This window comes from Compostibacter hankyongensis (assembly GCF_039541075.1).
GTDB lineage: Bacteria > Bacteroidota > Bacteroidia > Chitinophagales > Chitinophagaceae > Compostibacter > Compostibacter hankyongensis.
This window is the reverse complement of record NZ_BAABFN010000001.1, coordinates 1,108,095-1,133,421: the sequence shown is the minus strand read 5'-3', so window position 1 is coordinate 1,133,421 and position 25,327 is coordinate 1,108,095. Positions and strand designations below refer to the sequence as shown.

Annotated in this window: 11 protein-coding genes; all 11 read right to left on the bottom strand. The window is 55.5% G+C overall.

The window, feature by feature from the left end:
- Nucleotides 1–3 precede the first annotated feature (3 nt).
- The gene (locus ABD851_RS04675; protein ID WP_344976117.1) at nucleotides 4–3,108 is read right to left on the bottom strand and encodes a glycosyl hydrolase; all 3,105 of its coding nucleotides are present in this window, start codon (nucleotides 3,106–3,108) and stop codon (nucleotides 4–6) included.
- A gap of 17 nt (nucleotides 3,109–3,125) precedes the next feature.
- Complete coding sequence (locus ABD851_RS04670; RefSeq protein ID WP_344976112.1) at nucleotides 3,126–4,946, bottom strand: alpha-L-rhamnosidase-related protein; 1,821 nt, start codon at nucleotides 4,944–4,946, stop codon at nucleotides 3,126–3,128.
- A gap of 14 nt (nucleotides 4,947–4,960) precedes the next feature.
- Nucleotides 4,961–6,457, bottom strand: coding sequence for a RagB/SusD family nutrient uptake outer membrane protein (locus ABD851_RS04665; RefSeq protein WP_344976110.1), 1,497 nt, complete (start codon nucleotides 6,455–6,457; stop codon nucleotides 4,961–4,963).
- Nucleotides 6,458–6,508: 51 nt separating this feature from the next.
- Entirely contained in the window at nucleotides 6,509–9,568 is a 3,060-nt protein-coding gene (locus ABD851_RS04660; RefSeq protein ID WP_344976107.1) for a SusC/RagA family TonB-linked outer membrane protein, read from the bottom strand.
- A 256-nt stretch (nucleotides 9,569–9,824) separates the two neighbouring features.
- On the bottom strand, nucleotides 9,825–10,925 hold the full coding sequence (locus ABD851_RS04655; protein ID WP_344976104.1) for a DUF4998 domain-containing protein: 1,101 nt from the start codon (nucleotides 10,923–10,925) through the stop codon (nucleotides 9,825–9,827).
- A 43-nt stretch (nucleotides 10,926–10,968) separates the two neighbouring features.
- Complete coding sequence (locus tag ABD851_RS04650) at nucleotides 10,969–12,159, bottom strand: DUF5000 domain-containing lipoprotein (protein WP_344976101.1); 1,191 nt, start codon at nucleotides 12,157–12,159, stop codon at nucleotides 10,969–10,971.
- 45 nt (nucleotides 12,160–12,204) lie between these two features.
- Nucleotides 12,205–14,091, bottom strand: a complete 1,887-nt coding sequence (locus tag ABD851_RS04645) for a RagB/SusD family nutrient uptake outer membrane protein (RefSeq protein ID WP_344976097.1) — start codon at nucleotides 14,089–14,091, stop codon at nucleotides 12,205–12,207.
- A gap of 70 nt (nucleotides 14,092–14,161) precedes the next feature.
- Nucleotides 14,162–17,383, bottom strand: coding sequence for a SusC/RagA family TonB-linked outer membrane protein (locus tag ABD851_RS04640; protein ID WP_344976094.1), 3,222 nt, complete (start codon nucleotides 17,381–17,383; stop codon nucleotides 14,162–14,164).
- A 331-nt stretch (nucleotides 17,384–17,714) separates the two neighbouring features.
- Nucleotides 17,715–19,202, bottom strand: a complete 1,488-nt coding sequence (locus ABD851_RS04635) for a glycosyl hydrolase family 39 (protein WP_344976091.1) — start codon at nucleotides 19,200–19,202, stop codon at nucleotides 17,715–17,717.
- Between the two features lie 126 nt (nucleotides 19,203–19,328).
- Nucleotides 19,329–22,388, bottom strand: coding sequence for a glycosyl hydrolase (locus ABD851_RS04630; RefSeq protein WP_344976087.1), 3,060 nt, complete (start codon nucleotides 22,386–22,388; stop codon nucleotides 19,329–19,331).
- Nucleotides 22,389–22,476: 88 nt separating this feature from the next.
- Nucleotides 22,477–25,305, bottom strand: a complete 2,829-nt coding sequence (locus ABD851_RS04625) for a glycosyl hydrolase (RefSeq protein WP_344976084.1) — start codon at nucleotides 25,303–25,305, stop codon at nucleotides 22,477–22,479.
- Between the last annotated feature and the right edge of the window lie 22 nt (nucleotides 25,306–25,327).

Genomic DNA, 25,327 nt, shown 5'->3' with positions numbered 1-25,327 from the left:
GGATCATTCGGCCGGCAACATCGGCACAAACCGGACACGCACCGGCCCCAGCAGACCCGAAGGCAAGAGGGGATAATCCTTTTTGAATTTGATGACGTTGGTACGGGTATAGCGTTTTCCCGGGGGCAGCTGCTGGTCGCCGATGATGCGGTTCGGCCAGAGGTTGGCCACCCGGATCTCGACGGTATTGCGTCCCGCCTTTATCCATGGCGTCACGTCGAGGGCAAAAGGAAGCTTCCAGAGCACGCCGGCCGGTTTTCCGTTTACCGATACTTCAGCCAGGTTCTGCACGCTCCCCAGGTCCAGCATCACCCGCCGCCCTTCCTGCAGCTGTGTCTGCTGTAAGGAAAAAGTATTCCGGTAAACCGCCGTGCCGGAGTAATAACGTATGCCCGTTACCGTACTCTTCGGCCAGGAGATCAGGGAATCCATGGTTACCCCGCCGGGACCGCCCCATTCCGGCGAAAAGTATACCCGCCAGGCCGAATCCGGAGCTACCGCGGCCGGCGGAGGCGTCAGGGTGATGTCGCGCGTCCGCCCGCCGGCATACTTGAGGGTATACTGGCCCGGACGGGCCGTCATCAACTGTCCGTCTGCCGCAGGCTCCAGCCGCTCCTCTGCAGGCGGCTGCGCCGTTGCGAAGGGAAAGACCGTACGTCCGTCCCGCGCTACGGACACGAGATGGGCCGGCACCTCCCCTTTCCGGAAGATCACAAAGATGCTTCCTTCGGGCGGCAGGTACAGCGGCAGCAGCGTATGTCCCCCGGCGGTATCGTAAACCGCCTGCGGAACGATGCTGCCGTTATCCGGCTGCCAGAGCTGCGGAGCGGCTCCCGTGACGCGGAAGCCTGCCGTCAGCCACTGCGCTGTATCCCGCCGGTTGCTGAGGAAATAGATCTCGTATTTTCCAAAGCTCCGGTGGATATAGTCGATATCCTGCAACAGCTTCTTGTCCCGGGCGACAAAATCCGGAACTACGCCCCGCTCCTGCAATACCGTCCGGATGGTCTTTCCGCATACCACCTTTCCTTTCCCAAAAACATGTTCCACCGCATGCACTCCGTCGGCATCTCTCCATACTTCGTCCGCGATCTGTTCCAGGGTCTTGTCCGCCTGCGGATATCCGTCCAGCCCGGCCGCCTGCCGGGGGCGGGGACCGATCACAGTGGCTCCCTCCTTTACCAGCTGCCGGATCTTTTTCAGCACGGGCAGCGTCATGGTCTTTTGCGGCGGCAGCACCAGCACTTCGTAGTGCATACCGTCGGGAAGAAAAATGCGGTGATCTTTTACGCTCATACGGTTCAGCAGCACGTCGGTATTGGCAACATCGTAATCATATCCTTCACCCAGGGAAGGATCGGTCCGCTTGAGGTGGACCTGGTTGGGCACGTTATCACCGTAATAATAACAGACATCGCCGACAAACAATCCCTGCTGGAGCAACAGCTGGCAACGGGCGATATAATCCACATACGCCGGCGCCTGTTTCCACCAGGTGATGTTGGGGTTGAAATGGGTGCCCGCAAAATATTCAAATCCCGGCAGGCCCGCACTGTCCGGCGAATGGGTAAAGGTATGGAACACCAGCCGGTTCAGCCCCTCGCAGAAGGCCCGGTCAATGGTGGGTTTCAGCCGGCGGGGGTCCATCTCCCACTGGGGACCGATGGAGGTGGGGCCTTCCGCCTGCACATATCGCCTGCCGTAAACATGAGCGGCGGACGCGCTCTGTTTTACAAAGATCCGCTCGAAATCCTGCACCCTGTGGGTCTTTACCCGGGCCCAGAACTCGCCCATGGGAACATCATTGATACCCAGGTTCAGCAGCGCGTCGATAGGCGCGGGGTGAGGACCGCCCCCTTCGGGATGAATGCCCAGACCGCGGGCATGCGCCAGCTGTCTGAAACGGGTATAGTGATTTTGGGCGATCAGGTCGGCAATGGTCCTCCGGAAGTCGGTGAGAAAGCGGTTGGAGACATCTTTGTTTTCAAGGATCCAGCCGGCCATCACCGGCAGGTAAGGCAGCAGGTCGTAGCCGTGTTTCTGCCGGAAAGCTTCGCGGAATCCCGGTGTCCAGTTGGCCGCGCCCAGCTCCCAGCTGTCATCGTGCAGGTATTTCAGGCTCCGCCCCGCAAGCGGACCGATATCCCGGATCAGCACGCCCGGCACCTTTTCAAACTGCAGGTCCATAGCAGCCGGATTCATATAGTCGATGGCCAGCCCTTCCCCGCCCGGGCTGCTGGTGGAAACCTTTGCGCCGGTGCCGGTATAGCCGAACCACAAGAGGGCGTAGTCGCCGGGAGGAGCATCCCAGCTGAGGTTGCCGGACGAATCGGTTTTATCGCTGATGTCGATCACATCTTTTATCCGGGCATTGTGCTGCTGCAGCGTAGCGGAATCTTCCTGCAGAAAAATGCTCCAGTCGTAGCCGTCAGGCGTCCGGATACCCGTGACGCGGTGCACGGCTTTCAGATCGAAATATTTCAGGGGAGTGACCACCGGAGAGGAATCGCCCAGCCGGATGGCGAGCGTGGCCACCGGTTTAAAAAAAGGCTTTTGTTCCGCTCCGTATCTGAATACATTGCCCGGCAGGGGCATCTGCTGCCGGATGGAGGCGCCTCCTTTCACGTCTGTGCGGCTCCAGGTCAGCTTCTGAGAAGCCAGCTCAGGCGTTACCCAGGGGCCGCCGTCGTTCCAGCCGCTGCCGATGTTCAGGCTCAGCTGCAGCTGCAGGCTGTCCGCCACTGCATTGGCATAGGCAAAAAGCTTTCGCCAGGCCGGGCTCATGAATGCCGGACCTGCGGCAGTACGCCGCACATCGGTATAGGAGGATGACCCCGCGTCAAAAATGATAGCGCCGCGGATACCCACCTTTTTCATCTCCGACAGGTCCTTGCGGATACCGGCGCTGTCGATATTCCCTTCCAGCCACCACCAGAAAGCCCAGGGACGGTTCTGATCCGGGGGATGCTTAAAATCTTTTTCCAGGTCGGCAGAGGGCGTAAAGGCGGCAAGGTCTGCAGGGTGCTCGCGTTGCTGCCGGCTACAGGAAACCGCAGCGGCTAAAAATAAAAACAACGCAACAAGAGAGCATGGTATTTTTTGAAGCATGGAAAGACTGTTCTTTTTTAACGGTCCAGCACCGCCTTCAGGGCCAGGTAATTGTCTACCAGAAATCCCTCGTATCCCCAGCATTCCCCGCTCCAGGTTTTCCAGTCGCGGGTCATCTTACCGCCCGGGCAGCTGCCTTCAAAGCTACCGTTTTTATAGCTTTCGAGCATGGGCATCAGGATACGCTCCGCTTCGTCCCGCATGCCGAGCTTGTAAAGGGCATGCAGGGTATAATACACATAGCAGCCGGAGGCGCCTCCGTTTTCATAGACCTGGAACCGCTGGTATCCCCAGCGCGGATCGTGGTGGGCGTAATCTTCATCGGCAATAGGGATAAGGTTACCCGGCAATCCCAGCCGGAAGTCCGTATAGCCGACCGCCTTCATCTTATCCAGCAAACGCTGCATGATCTTTTTGGCCGCTTTCTTTTCCACCAGCCCGTAGCAGATGGCAATGCTATTTACAAAGGTAAAATAATAATCGTGCAGCTGCCCGTCTGCGCTCCGCCATCCACCCAGCACGCCGGTAGCGGGGTTATAAAAACGGGTATAGTAATTTTTTTTCAGCCTGCCCCCAAAGTCGGAGAAGTAATTTTCATCCTCTTTTTTACCCAGGAAGGCTGCAGTTTCCTTCATCAGCGCAGCCGCGCGGTAGGCCAGCGCATTCGAATAAGCATCGTCGTGCCCGAAGCCGATCGTATCCCACCAGTTGGCCGGTCTTTTAAAACCCTGCTTATTGTCCCAGCTCCCGGAGTTGCCGGAATAGCCATATTCGATGATGCCGTCTTTGTTGGTGTCTGTGGCGATCATTTTCTCCGCCCAGCTCCGGATGCCGGCATAGTTCTTCATCCCCCATTCCCGGTCCCGGGTATGCTGGATATAATAACAGGCGGACATGATCAGCGAAGGGAAGCTGTCTGAAGAGTTGTATTTGCTCTGCCAGTTGTGCTTACCTACCATGCCGTAACCGAGCATGCCTTCAAAGTAACGGTCCAGGCTGTTCCTGACCAGGTCCATGGCTGTGAGCCCTTCCGCCAGCGCCGGGGTCACCTGCGCCATTTCGGCGTACAGAAAAAGCGTAAAGGCGCAGGCATCGCTGGTAGAGTTGTTGGCCAGGGTCTTAAAGCCCGGGCTGAGCTGGAAGATGTTGATAAAGTTTTTTCTGAATCCGTCGTACCGGGGATCGTTTTTTATACCGGCGGCGTCAGGAAAGATGGCCACCGAATCAAACCGGTAGGTGATATCGGGATGACCGGCATCTGCTGCCGGCAAAGCGATCTGCACAAAAGGCTGCTCCGTCAGCTCGGCGTTATAAAAAAGACGGATATCCGGATCGCTGCAAAAGACGCGGAACGTTCCCATGCCGGGAAAATGCAGCACACAGGGGAATTTTACCTGCTTGTCCCCGCTCATGGTCCCCAGCACTGTGCAGTGATTGGCTTTTTGGGAGAAGGTAACGGCAAAAGGCTCAGCATGGGTCCCGTCTGTCCGGGTACGAAGGGAAAAGGATTTTGGCTGCATGCTGCAGGTCCATACCGCAATGTCGGACTTCCCCGCTCCGGTAAAATAAGCGATCTCTCCACCGGTAACGCGACTTTGGTAAGCTGCGCCCTGCGACGGCGCCGCTTTCATCAACGGACTTACGGAAAGCTGCCCCCCGCCGAGGCTGTCCGTGGAGAAAAAAGAAAACGCCGGCCGGTCCCGCATCAGCTGCAGCCTGAGATAAGGCGAGGCATAGGTAAAAGGATCTCCGGCGGTCAGCCGGGAAAAGCTTCCCGGCAACCCCAGGGCTATTCCGGCCAGGGATGTTTGCTGGATGAATCGGCGGCGTGTAGTCATTACAGTTATTCGGTTCAGTATCCTTCGTTCTGGGTCAGCTTGTCATTCACCAGCCGTTCCGAGTTGGGGATCGGGTATAAAGCCTCATACGGCTGGAAGATATAGTCGCTGCTCGAATAAGGCACACCCTGCCGGCTGGCAGTAGGGTTGGCCTTTTCCTTTGCCGCATACGCGTTCAGGAAGCTGGCCAGCTCCTCCGGCGTCTTGGTACGCTTCAGATCGAACCAGCGCCAGTTCTCAAAGGCCAGCTCTACCCTTCTTTCATGAAGCACTTTTTCCCGGAACGCATCCTTGCTGAGACCGCTCACGGCCTTGAGACCGGCACGCTGCCGCACCTGGTTCAGGTAGGTATAGGCATCTGTTGTCGGACCGCTCTGCTCGTTGATGGCCTCGGCCAGCATCAGCAGCACGTCGGCGTAGCGCAGCAAGGGCCAGTTGTCGTCGGTACGGTTGTAAATGGCATGCGGATGGTCATATTTCTTGATATAGGGTACCACCTTATGCGTATCGGGACTGGTATAGTCCAGCCCTATAGAAGCCGCCTTTCGCTTATCCCCGGCTTCGTAGGTGTTGATCATATCATTCGTTGGGATGTTCCAGCCGCCGGGATTGCTCTGGTCCCAGCGCGTAACGGCGCCTCCGGATTTGCGGGGAGCGAAGGTATAGATAAAGGTACTCCATTCTCCCTTGTCGCTTTTACTGTCGTACTGCACCTCAAAAATAGATTCGGGACCGTTCTCCGTTTTCGGATCGAAAATCGATGCATAGGAAGGCACCAGGCTGTAGCCCAGGGACAACACCTGTTTCAGCGTGCTGACCGCCTCGGCATACTGCTTCCGGGTCAGGTACATCTTTCCCAGCAGGGTTAGCGCGGCGCCTTTCGTGGCCTTGCCGATATTGGGATCGGGAGACAGCTCGGCAGCAGCATCCTTCAGGTCCTTCTCCACCTGCATATACACCGAATCCACCGGCTTCCGCAGATAATCCCAGGCCAGGGAGGGATTGTCGGTGGGGATAGGTTCCGTGATGAGCACCGCATCTCCAAAATACTGCACGAGGTTAAAGTAATAGTATCCCCGTAAGAATTTGAGCTGTCCTTCGTAAGCCGGTTTTACCGAATCCGGGATCTCAGACTGCTGCATCTTCTGCAGCGTATTGTTGACGTTAAAGATGGCGCTGTAATAACTGTTATACAGACCTTCGATGTTAACGCTGCCCTGGTTGACGGTGTAAAACTCAAAGGCCTCGATCCGATCCGCCTGGCCCCGGTCGTCGGGGTTAAAATCGATGGTGGTGTTATCGGTAGGCAGCTCGTTAAAGGTCCATTGATTATTGATGATACCCTGCAGCTGCGAATAGCTGCCGTTGACCGCCTGCTCCAGCTCGGCCGGAGTTTTATAGAAATCATCAGTTTTTATCTGAGTCGGGTCGGTTTTATAAAGGAAGTCTTTATTGCAGGAGAACTGTATAAAGCACCCCGCAAGGCCTGCTATAAAGAGTATGTTTTTCATACCTGAATATTTTATGGTTTGTATGTCAGGATTACGCACGGCTGGGCGCTGTTAAAAGGTCACGTTGGCCCCGATGGAAAAAGTGCGCGGCACGGGATAGGCTTCATCGTCCAGACCGGGGTTGATGCCGCCGTTGTTGTCCACATCGGGATTATTACCCGGGTACTTGGTGATCAGAAACAGGTTGTCCCCGCTGAGATAAAGCCGTACGCTACCGAATTTCAGCTTTGATTTCTGTAGCGTATAGCCGATACTGATGTTTTTCACCCAGGCATGGCTGGCATCATATACATAACGGGAATTACTTTCGCGCTCCCATTTCCAGGTATTGGTCGTGGGATATATGCCGGGCTGATCCTCCGATCTCCACCGCTGCTTGGCTACTTCCAGGACATTGAACACTCCGTCCATGTTCAGCGTGGAGGATTCGATCTGCCGGAATACATCGTAATCCTGCGCGCCGGTGAGCAGCACGCTCAGGTCGATATTCTGATAGCTGCCGCCGAGGTTAAGCCCCCAGGTAAACTTGGGCCAGGGGTTGCCGATCTCCACCATATCCGTCTGGTCGTAGGAGATGACCCCGTCGCCATTGGCGTCATAATATTTATATACGCCGGGAATAGCGCCGTCCTGTGTGGGCGACTCATCGATCTCCTTCTGGTTCTGGAAGATGCCCAGGTTCTTGAACCCGTATATCATGCCGATCGGCCGGCCTACCTTTGAAACGTTGAAGTCGCCATACATGGTACCGTTCCATATTACATCGTTTTCTGAACGCATGGCCAGCACCTTGTTCTGGTTAAAGGCGATATTGAAGTTGCCCCAGACATTTACCGCATTGATCCGCTTACGGTAATCCAGCCCGAACTCAAACCCGCGGTTTCGCACCTTGCCGATATTATCCAGCATGGTGGTAAACCCGGATACGACGGGCAGGGGAACGGGCAGCAGCATATCGGTGGTGATCTTGTTGTAATATTCGCCGGTAAAGGTCAGCGTATTGTCCAGTACGGTAAGGTCCAACCCGATATCCAGCTGATCCGATGTTTCCCAGCTCAGGTCCGGATTGGCGAAGGCGCTGACCGTTCGCCCATATACAAACTGGTCTCCGATGACATAGTTATTGAGGTTCATAAAGGCCAGGCTCGAATAGTTGCCGATGTTGTTGTTGCCCGTGACCCCCCAGCTTCCGCGCAGCTTCAGGTCATCCAGCCAGCTGGTCTTCGGCATAAACGGCTCGTCGGATATCCGCCATCCCACCGAGAGCGCAGGGAAGTTTCCCCATTTGGTCAGCTCTCCGAAGCGGGAGCTCCCTTCCCGGCGGAAGGTGCCGGTAAACAGGTAGCGGTCCTTATAGGAATAGTTTACCCGGGTGAAATAGGCCAGCATGCTCCAGCCCGAGTCTGCCGAGACGCCGGAATTGATGGCCCCGATCTGAAGATAGGGCGTTTTATCATCCGGGAAGGTAGTGGCTGATCCGGCAACACCGCGGGTCATTTCCTCCTGCGCGGTAAACCCGACCATGGCGTCCAGATGATGTTCTCCAAAGTCGTGCGCATAGGTGAGCAGCTGGTCTGCTGAAAGATTCATGATCCGGTGGGCGTCATCCGATGCGGTGGCATCCCGCGGAGGAGGAGCATTCTCCCCGGCGATGTCGGAGGGAATATACTGCTTGTAGGAATCAAAGATGAACCGGGCATTACCGGTGGTTTTAAACTTAAAGTCCCGCAGAAAAGAAAATTCCAGATAGCCGGTCGTCAGCGCGTCTCCGATCTGGCGGTCACGCGTAATTTCCTCCAGCGCCTGCACGGGATTGGTAAATCCGAATATACCGTCGTGTCCTCCGATATAATCGTTCCAGCTGCCGTCCTCGTTGCGCACCGGCTCACGGGGATCCAGCAGCAGGGCTGAACCCACCAGCGCGCTCCGGCCTTCGGTAGTGGCGGTATTCTGTTTGGACCAGGCGCCATAGAGGTTCAGCCCCATGTTGATGAAGTTGTTGACCTTTCCTTCTACGTTTGCCCGTACGGAATAGTTCTTGTACCGCGTATTGAGCAGCGCACCCTGCTGATCGATATAGCCTACCGATATCAGGGAATGGACATCTCCCTTCCCTTCCGAAAAGGTGATGTTATAATTCTGGAAGGAAGCGTTCCGGTTGAGGATCTCATCCATCCAGTCGGTATTGTATTTGGTATCCTCAGGATTACGGAAATCGGCAGGCACCTCGCTGAGGTCGGGCTCGCGGTTCTCAAAATACCGGATCTTGTCCATAAAGGCCTCTTTCTTGAACTCGGCAAAATCGCGGCCATTGAGCACCTTTGTCCGCCTCGAATCCGGCACGTTCTGTACGCCGTAATTGGCGGTTACATTCAGATTGGTTTCGCCGGATCTTGCCTGCTTGGTGGTGATCAGCACGACCCCGTTTGAGCCCCTGGCCCCATAGATGGCCGTGGAAACAGCGTCCTTAAGCACGGTGATGGTCGCAATATCGGCAGGGTTCAGGTTCTGCCCGATGGAGTTACCCACGGCAAAACCGTCGATCACATACAGCGGAGTGCTGCCGGCGCCGAGAGAACCCAGGCCGCGCACCCTTACCTGCATCTCCTTACCCGGAGCTCCGGTGGTCTGCTTTACGGTGATGCCCGGAGCCTGTCCTTCCAGCAGGCGGCTCACGTTGGTGGCCGGCACATCCCTCAGCTTTGAAACATCAATGGTGGAAACTGCCGCGGTAACGTCCCTTCTCCGCTGGGAGCCGTAGCCCAGCACCACTACCTCGTTAAGCCCCTTGCTACCGGAAGACAGCTGGATATTTATTTCGGGAGAGGCGCCTACCCTCACCTGCTGTGTCTGCAGTCCGAGGGCGTGGAAAATCAGCGAATCCCCAGCATGGGCGTTCAGACTGTAGCGGCCGTCTACCCCGCTGGTGGTACCATTTTGCGTACCGCTGATCATAACCGTCACGCCGGCTACCGGCTGGTTATCAGGCCCGGTAATGCGACCGTGCACTGCCACATTCTGCTGGGCGAATGCGGGCATAACAGCCAGTATCAGCAGGAACGTCACGCAGATACATCTGGCCCGCTGCATAAAACGGTGGGAGTAACACATATAAGTTGATTTTGGCATGAAAAGACCCCTGCGGTCCCAAACCGCATGATACAGGAATAAAGAAAACAAAACGGGTAAAGCGTAATAAGCGCCGGATATTACCCCGGATGAAGCAGCAACCGCCGTCCAACCTGGGGCGGGACAGCGGGCTATATTCAATGCAATACTACCCTTTTAGCGGGGGGGATCGCTTCAAATTCTGATTCTCTACCTTCAATTTTTGACACAGCGGCGCCGGCCGGCAGGAGCAGGAGGGCTAAAAGCCGTACACGCCGATCTCGCCCATGACCATATAAGTCATAGGTCCGCTCAGTCCTACGAATTTGAAATACCGCGCCTCAGGTTGCGAGGGTATCTCGTAAAACTGTCCGTCGTCCGTGAGCCGGTTAAAGGAGAACACGCCCAGATCCGTCCAGCTGACATTGTCCCGGCTCACCAGCAGCTGGAAGCTGTTGCATGCCCGCTCATCGCCGGTCATCCGGAATACCTCAAAGCGGTTGATCTTTTCCTGGCGTTGCATATCTACCGTGACAAAATGTGGATATTGGGAATGGTCCACCCAGGTATGCCAGCGGGTGCCGGGGTTGCCATCGATAATATGGGAAGCGATATTATCGGCTCCGGGATGTGCGGTGGAAGAGTCGATCACTCGCCAGTCCTGCTTGTATAATTGATAGTCTGTGTTCTGCTCGAGGTCGGTATAAAAGGTATCGATGCTCAGAGAGTCCGGAAGATATACCGTCCGGTGCCGGAACAATGTACCGGGCTTGATATCCATCGAGGAAGTATCCGTACCGGCCGGTATACGGACGGTCTGCTCCCGCCCTAATGTATCGGTATACACGATATCGGTGGCATAAGCTCCTCCGGATATATTGGAAGCCCCCCATTCAAGGAAGACGTGCGTTCCACCGGGGAACAGGGTATTCTGGTTGACAGGGCGGCTCAGCAGACCGGCCTGGTAGCTGTCTCCGTAGGCCCTGGTCAGCAGCTCGACGGGCACCGAAGAATGCCCCATGTCGTCATAGGTAACCACCTCAAACGTATAGGGCTTTTCCGGAAGGTCGCCGATGATGGCGCTGACGGTATCGCCCCCGGACGGGATCTCTACTTCCACGGAATCGGTATAATTGTCCCAGAAGATACGGGCTTTCGTAACCGCCGGATCGGAACCCCTGAGCCAGGATATCTTAACCCGGTTACGGCCGGAATGGGCTATCGCGGCGACGGCCCTTCCCACATAGGTCTTCCCTCCTTTCACAAGGAACTGTTTATAGGGTTCGTCCATTTTCTTACAGCTTCCCCACAGGCAGCAGCCGGCAAGTAAAACCATACGGTAACGGAATATATTTTTCATGACAAGCATTTTTAAGTTTATAAGCGCTTAAGAAAGAGAAAAATCATGGCTGGACCTGTCCCCACACATCCAGTTCGGAAATCACGACCTGGCCGCCGCCTCCCCATGTTTCCAGGGTCTTCCATCGTATATACCGGTAGGCGGGCAGCAGCTGGTCAAAGGCAAAGTCCTCACCTTGACGCCAGCCGTATTCCCGGTCTTCATCGGTCAGCGATCCCATGGGCAGCCCCGAGGGTTTGAACGAGTTGAAGGTTCCCAAGGAGTCCCAGCTGGCCCAGCTGCCGTCAGCATTGGGACTATTGGAGCCGTACAATACAAAGCTTTTTACCGCAGAACCGGCATAGATGTGAGAGGTTTGTTGCTGATGTTCCACAATCCGGCTGATCACCACCTTCCGTCCCAGGTCAACAGTGAACCATTGCGGCAATTGGGATGAGTTTGAAGAGGCAAATATGCCGTCATAATTGGTGATGATGTTGTCCCACAGATGCTCCAGCGAATACGATGGCGATGCCGGCTGGTAGGTGTCGGTGGGCAGGAAGAGCGCCTTCCAGGTGTTTTTAGGAATCTCCTCTTCATAGATCGGGGAGAGGTTCCTGGTTATCGTATCGGATTTATTGTTCCAGCGATCCCGGATATAAACGGCGAATCTCTTTTCCGTAGAGTCAAATCCCCTGACGGAGAACTTGCCTTCCAGCGCTCCTGTATAAAAGGTGCTGATGGTAGACCAGGTACCCAGGCCGGTAGTATCCAGCATGACGGCAATGGCAAGGTTGGCCTGGGAGCTGTTCCGGAAGTTGATCTGCACTCCCCCGAAGGTCGGATCCACCGATAGCGTCCTGAATACACTCCTTACCGGCGGAGTCAGGGGAGTAACATTGACAGAGAGGGGCTCGGAAGCTTTCTCGTTCTTCCCTACGCTGTATAGCTTCACTTCATGGCTCAGGGTGTCCCCGAAGCCGACCAGGGTGAGCGTATCTTTATAGTAGGAAGATTTGGCCTCCCGCATCACACCGGGCTGTATTTCGTATTCCGCCTTTACGTAAGAGAGGTTCGGATCTTTGGGCAGTGTATAGGTGAGCACAGCCCCGCCGGGTGTTTCCTCGACTTTTACATCGCTGATCTGGGCCGGCGCCGGCGCGGAGGAATCCAAATGATCAAGTCTGTCTTCTCTTTTGCAACCGTACCCTAAGGCGGTCAGCGAAAGTATCATGATGAAGTATATCGGTTTCATGGATATATATTTATTTTTTAAAAGGATGGTATCCCTGTTTTGCATTTACCACCCCAGGTTCTGTACCAGGCTTCTGTTATCGGTGAGCGCCGTCTCGCTGATCGGCCAGAAATAATCCTTCTGTCCGAAGGTCTGATTGAAGATTACCGTCTGTCGGTAATAGGCCGGCGCGGTCTCCTGCATCAGATCCCAACCGGTAATAGGCTTGTTCAGCTCCGCGGCCGCCTCTTTCCAGCGCCGCAGATCCCAGAACCGGGGTCCTTCAAAAGCCAGCTCGATCAGGCGCTCCTGATGAATGATGGCACGCATGCCCTCCTTGGTCGTGTACTTCGAAGGATTGGTGGAGTAAGCACTCCAGGAAGATTCTACAGATTGCAGCCCGGCCCGTTCGCGCACCCGGTTGACATATTCGTATACCTCGGGACCCGGTCCTGCGGATTCATTCAGGGCTTCGGCATACATCAGGTAAAGATCGGCCAGCCGTATCATGGGCCAGGGATAAGGGGTCACCGAATAGTTATTCCCGGTGCCGATCACATTCTGAAAATGCACCAGCTTCTTTACATAATAACCGGTAACGGTATTGAAATTCGGCTTACCGAAGCCGTTCCGCTGCCGGTATTTGGCCTGCAGGAAAAACAGGTCCATATATTTCTTGTCATCATACTGACCCTGCCCGTACCATACTCCGCCGTCGAATCCCAGATCGGCGTAAAAGCGGGGCTCCCGGTCAAAGTTCAGGCGCGCGCTGGTATATCCTTCATGCACATACAGTTTATCGCTGTCGCCAGACGTATGCAGGCCATAGCGGTTCTGATAACCCCAGGTCTTGTCTTCGGAGATCGGTACCCCATGACGGGTATAGAACAGCTCGGCCATTTTCAGGGGAGGCGACAGCTGTCCTTTGGTCGCAGTGCCGTCCACATATTTCGGGTCTATCCAGGTAGTGACCAGCTGCTGTATGGCGGTAGAGTTACTTTGGGTATTGGCCCAGATGATCTCGCTGTTCCACCGCTCACAAACGCTGTTGCGTATGCTCAGCTGGGTCATGATGGTATCGGAGAGGTTGTATTGCTGAAAATCGGGCAGATACTCATACAGCTTCATGCCGGTCTGTTCACAGCTTTCTATGGCCTGCCTGCAGGCTATTACCGCCGAATCCCACTTAATCTTGGAATAGATGGTATTGAAGAGCGGGGTACCGTCGGGGTTCTTCAGACCTTCCTCATCCGTATTCCCGTTAAAGAGGGGGCTGGCGGCATATACGCACACCTTTGCCTTGAAAGAAAGGGCGATGGTCTGGGTGATGCGGCCCAGCTCATGCGTCGGATCTTCAATGGTAAGGGGGAGGTCGCCGATAGCGTCGTTGATCAGCTGCACGATATAATCAAAACAGGAATCCACCGGCATACGGGTCGACTGTACCTCATTCTCATCCGCATTGATCGGCAGGTTGGTTTTCATCAGCGGAATGGGGCCGTACATCTTTACGAGGTAAAAGTTAAAGTAGGCCTCCAGGAACTTCACTTCGGCAATCCAGCGCCGCTTTTCATATTCCTCCATATCAGGCACTTTCCCGATATTCTCCAGGAAGATATTGCAATCCCGTATCCCTTTGAATAGAAATTCCCACCGGTCCCCGTAAGGGCTTACCACTTTCTGAAGTCCTTTGGCGATATTGAAATAACCCGCGTTTGTCGCAAATTGCCAGACCTCGTCTCCTCCGGCGATCGAAGGATCGTCGCTCATGTTCCCGTTTTTCTGCATATAGGAGTAGCAGGTAAAGAGATATTTCTCCGCCTCGATACGGGTAGCGAATGCATTGTCCAGCGTAGCCACGTTGTCCGGCACCACATCCAGGAACTGCCTGCAGGATCCCAGGAAAAACAGGATAACTGCAGAAGCCCCTGCCAGTATATGTTTCTTATTCATGATCTTCATATTTGATATCCTGAACAGCAGCTTAGGTAAATGCCTTACAGGAAAATGGATAATGGTGTGTTTAATTGAAGTTCACGTTCAGGCCTATATTAAGCACCTTTTGTATCGGATATCCCAGTCCATTGCCTCCCATTTCCACATCCCACAGCCTGAAGCTGCTGAACGAAAGCAGGTTGGTAGCATTCAGGTAAACCCGAAAGGTGCTGGTGCGGAGCCGCTTCTGCAAACGCTGGGGAAGGGTATAACCGATCTCCACCTGCTTCAGCCGCAGGAAGGCGCCGTTGCGCATGAACCAGGTGCTGGTCTGGGTATCGTTCTCGTTAAGGGTCGGGCTCAGCCTGGGCCAGAGGGCGTATACATCCCGGTTATCTTCTGACCAGTGGCTGTCGGCATAAGCCTTCAGCAACTGGTTCTGGGGCAGGTATCCCGGAAGCTCGTTTTCGCTGTAGCGGTATTCGACAAACGGCGCCGTGGCTTTCGCATCTATCCAGAACGATTCGTTGGCCAGCCCCTGGAAGAAGGCGGATATATCGAAGTTCTTGTACCCCATGGAAAAGCCGAACCCATAAACCACCTCAGGCATAGTAGGATTGCCGATCGGCACCTGGTCGGCCGCCGTGATCTGCCCGTCGTCGTTCACATCCAGGTATTTGATATCGCCGCCGCCGTACTCCCCGAAATTCTGTCTGGGCGAGTTAAGGGCTTCCTCGTCATCGGTGAACAGCTTTTCGGCAATATATCCGTAAGTCTGATATATGGGTCTGCCCACATGATACCGGTAGGCCTCCGCATACTTCGGGTCCTCATACACCTTATACTTGCTGGTGGCATAGGTGAAGTTACTCATGACAGATGCCCAGAAAGTATGCTGGAAATATTGCTTGTAATCCATGGAGATGTCCACTCCGTTACCTGAAGCCGCGCCCACATTAGCCCGGATCGGTGCAGAAAAGCCCGCCTCAAGCGGTATGGATGCCCGGGTCATGAGAATATTGTCACGATACTGGGAAAAGTATTCCGCATCCACATTCAGCTTGTCGAAAAGGCTGAACTCAAGGGCGAAGTTTTTCTGCGTAGAAGTTTCCCAGGTGATATCGCGGTTCGAATACCGGGTGATGGTAATACCGTCCAGGGTATACTGGGTATTGCCGGGATCGCGTCCGAAAGTCGCTTGCTTGCCAGCATCATTCATATTCAGGTTCGAAAGGTAAAAGAAGCGGTCGTCTGCCGAGCCGATGGCGTCGTTCCCGATCACGCCATAGGTAGCCCTCAGCCTTAGGCTGGATACTACGGGCTTCAGCGGCGTCCAGAACTTCTCATTGGAGACCGTCCAGGCAAGCCCCACGGAAGGAAAAAATCCGAAGCGGTGGTTTTCGTCAAAACGCTCCGAACCGTTGTACCCGAAATTGAATTCCGCGTAGTATCGCTTGTCGTAGTCATAGGTCAGTCTGCCGGAGAGGCCCAGGTTGCGGTAGGGCAGCGATTTCTGCAGGTCTCCGGCATTTGCGTCGAGCCGTGTCTGCGCCATAAACACCAGCAATCCGCTGAGTCCCTGTTTTTTGAAAGTCCGGTCATAGTTCAGCCGTGACTCAAGATAAAAGGAAGTGCTGATCGTATTTTTCCCTTCGTTATATCCCAGGTATTCGGTCCCCTTGTCGGGATTGATATTGGTGAGGAAATAAGAGCCGCTGAGCTGATCATAGCCCGAGAGGGTGTACCAGAAAGGATTATAGAACCGGCTGACATCAAAATACGACTGCCGGTTCGTATTTACCATGGCGCTGAACGACAGGCCCTGTGTGATAACGGTCAGATCCTGCTTCAGCTCCAGCTGGGCCAGCATAAGCGAGCGGGAGTATTCCTTGTACCCCTTCACCATGTCTGCATAGGGATTGATATATTGTCCGGCATCGTAGTTCCCGAACATGATGTGCTTTACATGGGCATGCTGGGCATCCACGGGATAAAATGCCGGGAATAGCGCGGGGTTGGACCGCATCACCTTTTTGTACATATCGGCGCCCCCGTCTATCGGTCCGGAATAATCGTCGAAGTTGCCGCTCAGGCGCACGGTCAGCTCGGTGGATTTGGTCAGGTCGATGTTCACATTAGAGCGGAGCGTATAGCTGTTCAGCTGTATATTGTTGTTGAAATTGTTCCGGCCGTCTACCCGCATCAGGCCGTTGTCCCGGTTATAGGATCCTGACACATAATAGCGGGCCACCCCGCCTCCGCCGCTCACGCTGAGGTTGAATCGCTGGTTGGTGGTATAGTCTTTGAACATCGTCTTTCTCCAGTCATTCGCCGGATAGACGTAAGGATTTTTTCCTGCCGCCGTATTGTTGATCTTTTCATCCGAATACAGCAGAGCGCCCAGGGGATCACGCGTGAGGGTCGCTTCATTAGAGAGTTTCATGTACGTCACAGGGTCTGCCAGCTCCACATTCTGCGTCGGCATGGAGAAAGAATTCTCTACCCGAAAAGACAGATGGGCCTTGCCTACCGCACCTTCCTTCGTAGTGACGAGGATGACGCCGTTGGCAGCGCGGGAACCGTATAACGCAGTAGCGGTGGCATCCTTGAGGATAGAGAAGCTGGAAATATCGTCTACCTGCAGCCGGGCCAGGTCTGTGGTGGTCAGCTCTATGCCGTCTATCAGGATCAGCGGATCCTTCTTATAACCGAATGTAGTGACGCCGCGGACAAAGAAGTCGGCATTGTCCTGTCCCGGCTCACCGCTGCGCTGGTAGGCAATGATACCGGCAGCCCTCCCGGCCAGCGCGGTCGTCAGGTTGCTGGAGGGCACCTTGAGGTCGGAAGGATTGACCGAGGTGACCGACCCCACCATGTCGCTGCGCTTCTGTTTTCCGAAAGCTACGACCACGGTCTCTTCCAGCTGGTTAGCGGCGGGGTGCAGCGTGACGTTGATCACATTTCCCCTGCCCACCGCGATCTCCCGCGTTTCAAATCCGATCATGCTGAACACCAGTACGGCATTGTCCGGGACTTCCAGGATGTATCTTCCGTTCAGGTCTGTAGCGGTGCCGATCTGCTTATTGCTTTTTACATAAACGGTGACGCCCGGCAAGGGAGCGCCGGTGCTGTCTGCCACCAGGCCTGTGATATCTTTCTGGGGGGTAATCAAAGCGCATCCGGAAGAAAGGACCGGGCGACCGGAGAGTGAAGAGAGGAGCATGGCATGGGCAGATGGTCCGAAAAACAATACGAACAGCACGCCGCAAAACAATCTGCCACGAAGAAAAACAGAATAGATTTTTCTCATACGGGTCTTTTAGAATTAAATAATATAAGGCACCTGCCTGTCAGCGCAAAGCCGCTATAGGCAAGCATATTACTGCAGCTCAAGGTACCGGGCATCTCAACACTGCTTACCAATACAACGGCGCAAAAGTAAAAGGCCGCAACTGGTTTTGCGGCCTTCGCTTGTTTAAGTTTTGATTAACTTTTGGGAAGAGGATATCCGAGACCGTTAGGAAGGATATTAATAGCATGCCTACGCCTGCGGAAGCGGCTGTTTAAATTCAGCCGGGGCAATGCGGCGTCCAAAAGCCGTCGGCTAAGGGGGCGGTGTCAATAACTGCTGATAGGATATTTTACTTAAATGTTACTACTGCTACAGAGAATGGTGTCAACGTAAGCGCGCCTGAAGTCAGACGCCGCTGCGCCGCAGGACCGTCGCCGGTGGAGACGTCTACAAACTGCATTTCAGACGCCCCGGCCGGCAGCGTGAGCGACCTGGCTTCATTCCGCTTGTTGATGAGCAACAGCTTTTTCCCTTTCTCCGTCACAAAGGCCTGCGCCACAAGATCACGGCTTTGCAGACTGGTCGCGACCAGCTTGTCGCCGGGACCGAAATTATCCTTCAGGAGCTTCAGCACCCAGAAACGGGCATTGGGCTTTCCGTTTTTCCAGTTCATCATGCTTACGTCCGGGAACTGGGTAGGATAACCGACCAGCTGCGACTCCCCGGCAATGTCGATGCCCAGCCGCATCAGCTGCAGATATACATAGGCATACATGGCGCCGGACAGGTTCCAGTACTCCTTCGGAATGGGATCGGTATAGTTACTGCCGGCCAGGATATTTCCGATCTCGTCCGCCGTGGTGAATACGCCGGGGGCCAGCCGCTTCCGGATGCTTTCGATATAGCGCGCCTTGTCGATAAAGCCGTCGGCCTTATCGAAAAACGAATACTGGCAATTGTCCATCGTGATCTTATCGTCGGAAGGCGTGCCGTAAAAATGATAGGAAATGCCTTCCAGGGGTACGCCCGGGGCATGATTGGCCGGATTGAGGAAATATTCGAAATATTCGGGATTGTTCTCGGAAGCAAGCGCCAGGGCCACAAACCTGGTCTCCGGGGAAATCTTTTTCAATGCCGTTACTACGGCATCGTATATACGTGTATAAAGCTCGGGAGAAACATGATGTTCCAGGTCAGGCTCGTTGAGCACCTCCCAGTAGGGTATCTTGTAATGATACCCGGATTTATGGTATTTCCCCAGCTCATCGGTGAAGCCGCCCTGCGTATACCAGCTGAACAGCCTTACATAATAATCCGTCAGCTCCTTCAGCGTGGTATCGCGCAGCTCGGTACCGGGATTGTAATCCCAGAATACCTGATCGGGATCGGCAGGCACCTCCACCGGCTTTTCCGTTTTAAACATCCATACAGGGATGGTGCTGAAGTTGATGATCACCGAATGTCCTTCCGTAGCCTTCATCAGGTCCTCCACCATGGGATCCACGTGACTGAAGTCCCAGAAGGTCTCTGTGGCGGTGGGCGGCTTCAGCTCGGCCACCGCCATATGCGGGTAGGGGAACCAGGGCACAAACCGTACATAATCAGCCCCCAGCATCTTCAGCGCCTCAAAGGTACCGTCGTGGATGGGCGATCCCCTGTGCAGCATGGGGTTGACCACCACCTGGAGGGTGGGCGTGGTTTTGGATACGGCAGTCACCTTGTCCCAGGTGATGCCGACGGTATTTTTCTGTGCAAAGAGCGTGCGGGTCCCGCAAAATAATGCCAGCAGACAGATCACTGCAAAAAACCGGGAACGGATAACAAAACACGTACACATAAGGCGGTAGTTGAAAGATATCCAGCGTGAATTCCTTACAATGCTACTGATAGCCCTGACATCTTCACTCCAAATTCTGACTTTATACCTTTAATTTTTGACACCGCCTGACCGCTCCGGCGGGCCTCAGCGCGCACCGCCATAATCTTCCCTGCGGACTGTGACGGGACCGAGCAGACCCGAGGGCAGCAGGGCATCTTCCTTATGATAGGGTTCATAGGTGGAAAAGGTATATCGTCCGCTGCTTCGCTTTTCACCTTTTAATAACCAATCCGGAAAGCGGCCGTCGCGGATGCCGTCATCCGGCTGCTGTGCGTCCCCGATCAGCCGGTTGGGCCAGCGGTTGGCCACCTTTATCTCCAGCCGGTTGTCTTTTTCCTTCACGATGCCGGTGATATCCACGGTACGCGGCGATGTCCATACCACGCCCAGATCATGGCCGTTCAGGATAACGCGCGCCATATCTTTCACTTCGCCCAGATCCAGGATCAGGCGACGGTACCGGCCGGTATCCGACGCGGAAGACAGATCGAAGTTTTGCCGGTAAACGGCGATACCCGAATAGTATTTTATACCGGCTTCCGGCCTTGCGGTCCAGTCGGCAAGCTGGTCAAAGACCGTCTGCGCCGGTCCGCCCATCTGCGGATCAAAGGATACCGTCCAGGGACGGCTGAGGGTAGCCACCGTGGCCGACGCGGGAAAGTTCTTTTCCGGCCCGCCGCTGGCTTTGCCTTTTGCAAAGACGATAAAAAAGCTCTGGTAAGGCGCAAACTGCAGGGGTACGGTAGTACGGCCGTTCCCGACGCTGAATTCCGGCAGGGGCCTTGTTGTCCCGGTCAGCGGATCCCAGAGCTCGGGAGCGCCCTTATCGGTCCGGAATGTGCCCGCAGCCTGCAGTGTGCTGTCGCTGCGATTGGAGACAAAATAAATATCCCAGTCGCCTGTAGCGCGGTGGGCATAACGCAGCGGAGCTTCCGAGCTGAAATCTTCCGGCACCTGCATGTCGTGAAGCAGCGCCGCCGTCTGGGCATATCCGGGATAAAGAGCTCCCGTATCGGGGGTAAGCGCGCCGCCCCAGATCACTTTTCCCTCCCCGGAGGAATGCGTGGTTTGCTGCTCGGGCGGGGTAAGACTTCCCCAGATCGAGCGGGCTGCAGCCTGCACCTGACGATCGCATTCCGGAAAGCCCGAGAGGCCGGGCGACTTTTCCGGAGGGACTCCCACCACCACTGCACCGGCTTTGACAAGCTCCCCGATCTTTTGCAGCAGGGCGGGCGTCATGGTGCGCCGGGCCGGCAGCACCAGCAGCCGGTAAGCGGCTCCGCCGGGAAACACCACGCGGTGATCCTTTACCGTGGCCTTATACAGCTGCCCCGGAGCGCAGCCGTCGAAGGTATAGCCGCGCCGGTCGGGAAGCACGGAGTCGCCGGCCAGGGCCGAAGCAGGAGGCAGGAATACCTGCGGGGCACCTTCCGGCGTCAGGTACAGGATGTCCGCTACCGGCTTCCCCTGCTCCAGTATGAACTGGCAGCGGGAAACATAACGATGATAGCCATCGGCCATGGACCACCAGGTCTGCTTCCGGTCCCAATGCACCCCATAGGGCCCCATGTTCATACCGGGGCGTAAGGAATCCGCCAGGGGCTTGTGCTCGAAGGTATGATAGAAAAAACGGTTGATGCCCAACGCAAAGGCCCAGTCGCCCTGGTTTTTCATGGATCCGGGATACTGCTTCCAGGCTTCGTTGCCGTCTGCGGTAAAGGCCTCCGCCTGTACCACGGAGATACCGTTGACATGCGCTATGGATGTGGCTTCTATACAGCTGAAAGCGGAATTAAAGCCATATCCCTTGCTCCAGAATTCCCCCATGGGGATGTCTGCCACGGCGCCCAGCTCGAGATCCGCGGTAGGGTTCATATCGTAAGGTTCGATAGATAAGCCCAGCCCATGCAGGTGCGCGTACTGCTTGACCGCCCGGGCATGATACTCCAGGACCATCTCCTGACAAGTCTGCCGCAGGTCCCAGAGGAAGCGCTCGCTCATCTCGAGGCTGCCGACGATATTACCCGCATATACCGGGTAAAACGGCAGGGGATCGTAACCCCTTCTTTTCATAAAGGCCTGACGGAATCCGGGCGTCCAGTTTTGCGCGCCCATCTCCCAGCTGTCCATGTGCAGCATCTTCAGTCCTCCGGCCGCTCCCTTAACGGGAACGCCTATCTTACGAAAAACCTTTCCGATATAGGCGTTCAGGTGGTGATGCAGGGCGGCGGTATCCATTTTGTCGGCTTCAAAGCCCAGACCCGGCACCGGCGCCGGGCGGGTTACCGCGCCGTTGTTCCGTCTTCCGAAACGCATGATGGTCCAGTTGCCCGCCGGCACCTTCCAGTTCAGCGTACCGTCGGGCCCGAGCTTTCCGGTAAGATCCTGTATCTGGTCTTTTGCGATTACAGCGCTGTCCGGCAGGTCCGGATAGTCGGCCGGAGCGGAAAGCAAAGGTTTCACACCGGGCGCCGAAGTATAAGGGGCACGGTAATAAAGCGCCCTTTCGTCGGTATCGGTAATCTTTTCGTCCCCCGACGGGGTCGGGAAAGCCAGCACGGCCACATCTTCGTAAAAGTCTTCCCACTGCTGCTTAAGCCCATGAGTAAGGGAGCCCTCTCCGAAGTAAGGTTTTTTGGGCTGCGGCAGCGGAAGCTGTATGGGGCCCTGATGACCGCCGGAAACCTGCACGGTACTGGAGACGAGATGTTGCATGGATTCCGCAGGCTGTACCCAGGGGCCGCCGCTGCCGGTCCAGCCGGGACCTATGCCCAGGGTAATCTCGATACCCAGCCTGCTCGCTTCTTTAACGGCATGGTCGAACATGTCCAGCCATTCATCGCTCAGAAAATCTACCGGGCCGCGGGGCACCCCCACATTTACTTCGAGGAACACCACCTTTCCTATGCCGGCCTGCTTCATGGCTTCCAGATCGCTGGTAATCCCTTCCGCCGACATGTTGCCATCCATGAAATACCAGTATACGCCGGGGCGCACAGAATCGGGAGGATGCTGAAAAGCCGCGCGCAGCGCGGTCATATCCGGCGCTCCGGCCGGCTGCCGACAGCCATAGAAACCACCCAGGGTGATCAAAAGAAGAAAGAAGGCGAAGCACAGACAGGTATATTTCCGTTGTATAAGCATGGGTATAAACATTGACCGCTCAATGATCGTAAAAAGCCAACGGCGATAGTTATAAAATATGGCTGTAGAGGTGTATATTCTGACAGCCTTATGAAATCCGGACCGGACCGGTCAGCCCGCCGGGATACAGGGGCTGGTGGCGGGTCCAGACCTGGGCCACTTTGTTATCCGTCAGGGACTTGAGGTGATTGCCCAGCGTGGTGACGAGCTTTATCCGGAGCTGGTTATCGCCCGGCTTTACCTGCTTCGAAATGTCGTGCACGGGCCTGCCATACCATTGGGTACCCACCGGCTCCCCGTTTATCGTGATCTCCGCCACGCCATGGACCGCGCCCAGCGAAAGATAGCGGACTCCGCCGTTTTCGGCCGACCGGAACACCTGCTCGTAAACCGCCGTGCCGCCGAAATTTTTCAGCTCATCCCGGGTACTGAAGTCTACCAGCGCATCGAGCGTGAGCGAACGGACACTTCCGTCTATGCTATGCAGGGTCAGCTTCCAGGGACCGTCGAGGGCCGTTCCGGCGGCCTCCCCGAAGGGGGGCACTGCAAGCTGTTCTCCTTTTTCCTGGGGGTCAAAAACGATCAGCTTCGATTCCGCCGGACCGAGCGGGATCTCCCAGGTATTCCCCCCGGACGACGCCGGGAAGAGAAAGCGCTGCCCCGTTTCCGGATCCCAAAGCCATGCCTTGCGGCCTTTCACGGGAAAGGTCGTTTTTAACCGGTGCGACTTTTCTGCATGATAGTTACTGAAAAAGAAAATATCTGCATCCTTATCCCGGTAATATACCTGGCTGACAAAACGGTCCGGGTTGCTGATGTCCAGATAGGAACTGATGCCGAACCGTTTCCGTATACCGCGGTACCAGCTGATAAAATCCTTTTCCGGGGCAGGGACGATCCCTGCATGTGCAGGATCAGCATCCTTCAGGATGTCCACTGCGCCCCGCGCGGAGGACTGAAGGCTGGGCGTCTGCTGCGGCGCCCGCCCGATGCAGACCAGCTTTCCGCCGGCTTTGACAAACTGCCGGAGCCGGTCGGCCGTTTCGGGAAGCAGCGACTCCACATCAATCAGCAGCAGGGCCTTGTAGCTGCGCGTGCCGTAAGTCAGCCGTCCGTCCTTTACCGAGGACTGCTGCAGAATGCGCTCTGTTACATAGTCGCAGCCGCCCCCGTCCTGATGAACGGCCTCCCAGACCTGGTATACATAAGGCGGATAGGCAAACGAAGGAAAGGGATCGCGCTGAAAGCCAAACCGCATGGACAGATCGGCCAGCGGCGGCAGCAGCGCCACATCCGCCTGCATCTCGGATTGCTGCAGCAGGGCATAGAGGCGCGCCTTGTAATCCGACCATTTCCGGAAATAAGGCCACCAGGTATTGCGTTCGTTAAAAAAAGTGCCATACCGTATCCAGCCGGGAAAAGGCGCTTCCAGGGGGCTGTAGTTGAATCCGTGCAACACCGAATGGGTTACACCCGTCAAAATGCTTTGGTCGCCCGTGATCTTGATATTTTCGAGCGTGGCATTGAATACCATGCCTGTATTGGTCATCTCCTCGCAGCTGATCAGCCGGCGGCCGGACAGGTGCGCGGAGGAAGATACAAACTTGTTGTTGAGCGTATAGGCTCTCCCGCGGCGATAATCCTCATCGCTGAATACTTTGCCCACCTCGCTGCTCATCCAGGTTTCACATTCGGGCAGATCTATGTCCATACCGGCTTCCACCGGGTTACAGGGGCGGCCATAGGCCTGCATTCTTGATTTTACACCGTTCTTTTTACACCAGTCTGTAAAGGTGTCGATAAACCTTTCTTTGAACAGCTGCTGCCGGGTATCCTCAAAATCATAACGCACATTGTCGAAGGTTTGCTGCAGCTCCGGGGAAGGCTTTGCTCCGTAATCGTCCCTGACCGCATTGCCCATTTCACCGGTCTTAAAAAGGATAAAAGGAAAATAGGGCGCCAGGTCGTACCCTTTTCTTTTCCTGAACTCCTCAAACATATCCGTACACCAGTTGGCCCCCTCCAGCTCGAAGCTGTCGGTGAAGAAGGCCCGGAAGGAATTGCCCAGCGGACCGATACGAGCCTTCAGCCGGTCCGACATCCGGTTCAGGTATTTTTCCACCGCTGGTTTGCTGTAATGATTCAGCACCGGCCCGCCCGCACCGGGAGCCCCGTTGATCACCGCCATAAAACCAGTCAGCTTTACCAGGTAATACAATACATGTTCACCGGGCGGCACTTCCACGGTGATCTCATCCTGCCCCAGCTGTCCGCTCAGGTCAGTACATGCGGAGATATCCTTCAGGCTTGCCGGCACCAGCGTGAGCCCGGCAAGCGCCTTGAGCGGATCTTTATACTTGGAATGAAAATCCGGATTTACGCCGTCCAGCAGCTCTTTTGCCGAAATACGGTAAGTTTTTCCTCCCTTCAGGTTCCGCGTGCCCAGCGCGATCATCTGCGTCTGATCTTCCCGGCTCAGAAATTCACCGCCATAAGGCCAGCCGGAACCTACGATCATGTCGCAGGTCAGCCCTTTTTCCTTCGCTCCCTTCAGGGCCACCTGCAGCATGGCTATCCATTCATCGCTGAGCCATTCCAGGGATTTTATATCCAGCGGATCTGCCTCATCGGGGAACCGGATCGGGTTGATCTCCACGCCGCCGATGCCCGCTGCTTTGAGGATATCCAGCTCGCGCAGGATTTCCCGTTCCTGCAGCCGGTCGCCGTTCCACCACCATCTTACAAAAGGCCGGAAACGGCTGTCGGGGTCCCTGAATGCACGGTAGCGTTCCGCAGCGGAGCCTGCGGTCTCTCCCTTGCAGCCGGCCATACCCGCCATACTTCCCATGCCGATCAGGGGCAGGCCTGCCGCGGTAAGCGAACCCAGCTTTATAAACCGTCTTCTGTCGATATGCATGCGATGGAGATTTTTATGATGG

What these genes read in the sequence shown, in the direction of transcription:
- ABD851_RS04675 (WP_344976117.1), bottom strand. Translation starts at nt 3,108, where the DNA reads ATGCTTCAAAAAATACCATGCTCTCTTGTTGCGTTGTTTTTATTTTTA.
- ABD851_RS04670 (WP_344976112.1), bottom strand. Translation starts at nt 4,946, where the DNA reads ATGACTACACGCCGCCGATTCATCCAGCAAACATCCCTGGCCGGAATA.
- ABD851_RS04665 (WP_344976110.1), bottom strand. Translation starts at nt 6,457, where the DNA reads ATGAAAAACATACTCTTTATAGCAGGCCTTGCGGGGTGCTTTATACAG.
- ABD851_RS04660 (WP_344976107.1), bottom strand. Translation starts at nt 9,568, where the DNA reads ATGTGTTACTCCCACCGTTTTATGCAGCGGGCCAGATGTATCTGCGTG.
- ABD851_RS04655 (WP_344976104.1), bottom strand. Translation starts at nt 10,925, where the DNA reads ATGAAAAATATATTCCGTTACCGTATGGTTTTACTTGCCGGCTGCTGC.
- ABD851_RS04650 (WP_344976101.1), bottom strand. Translation starts at nt 12,159, where the DNA reads ATGAAACCGATATACTTCATCATGATACTTTCGCTGACCGCCTTAGGG.
- ABD851_RS04645 (WP_344976097.1), bottom strand. Translation starts at nt 14,091, where the DNA reads ATGAATAAGAAACATATACTGGCAGGGGCTTCTGCAGTTATCCTGTTT.
- ABD851_RS04640 (WP_344976094.1), bottom strand. Translation starts at nt 17,383, where the DNA reads ATGAGAAAAATCTATTCTGTTTTTCTTCGTGGCAGATTGTTTTGCGGC.
- ABD851_RS04635 (WP_344976091.1), bottom strand. Translation starts at nt 19,202, where the DNA reads ATGTGTACGTGTTTTGTTATCCGTTCCCGGTTTTTTGCAGTGATCTGT.
- ABD851_RS04630 (WP_344976087.1), bottom strand. Translation starts at nt 22,388, where the DNA reads ATGCTTATACAACGGAAATATACCTGTCTGTGCTTCGCCTTCTTTCTT.
- ABD851_RS04625 (WP_344976084.1), bottom strand. Translation starts at nt 25,305, where the DNA reads ATGCATATCGACAGAAGACGGTTTATAAAGCTGGGTTCGCTTACCGCG.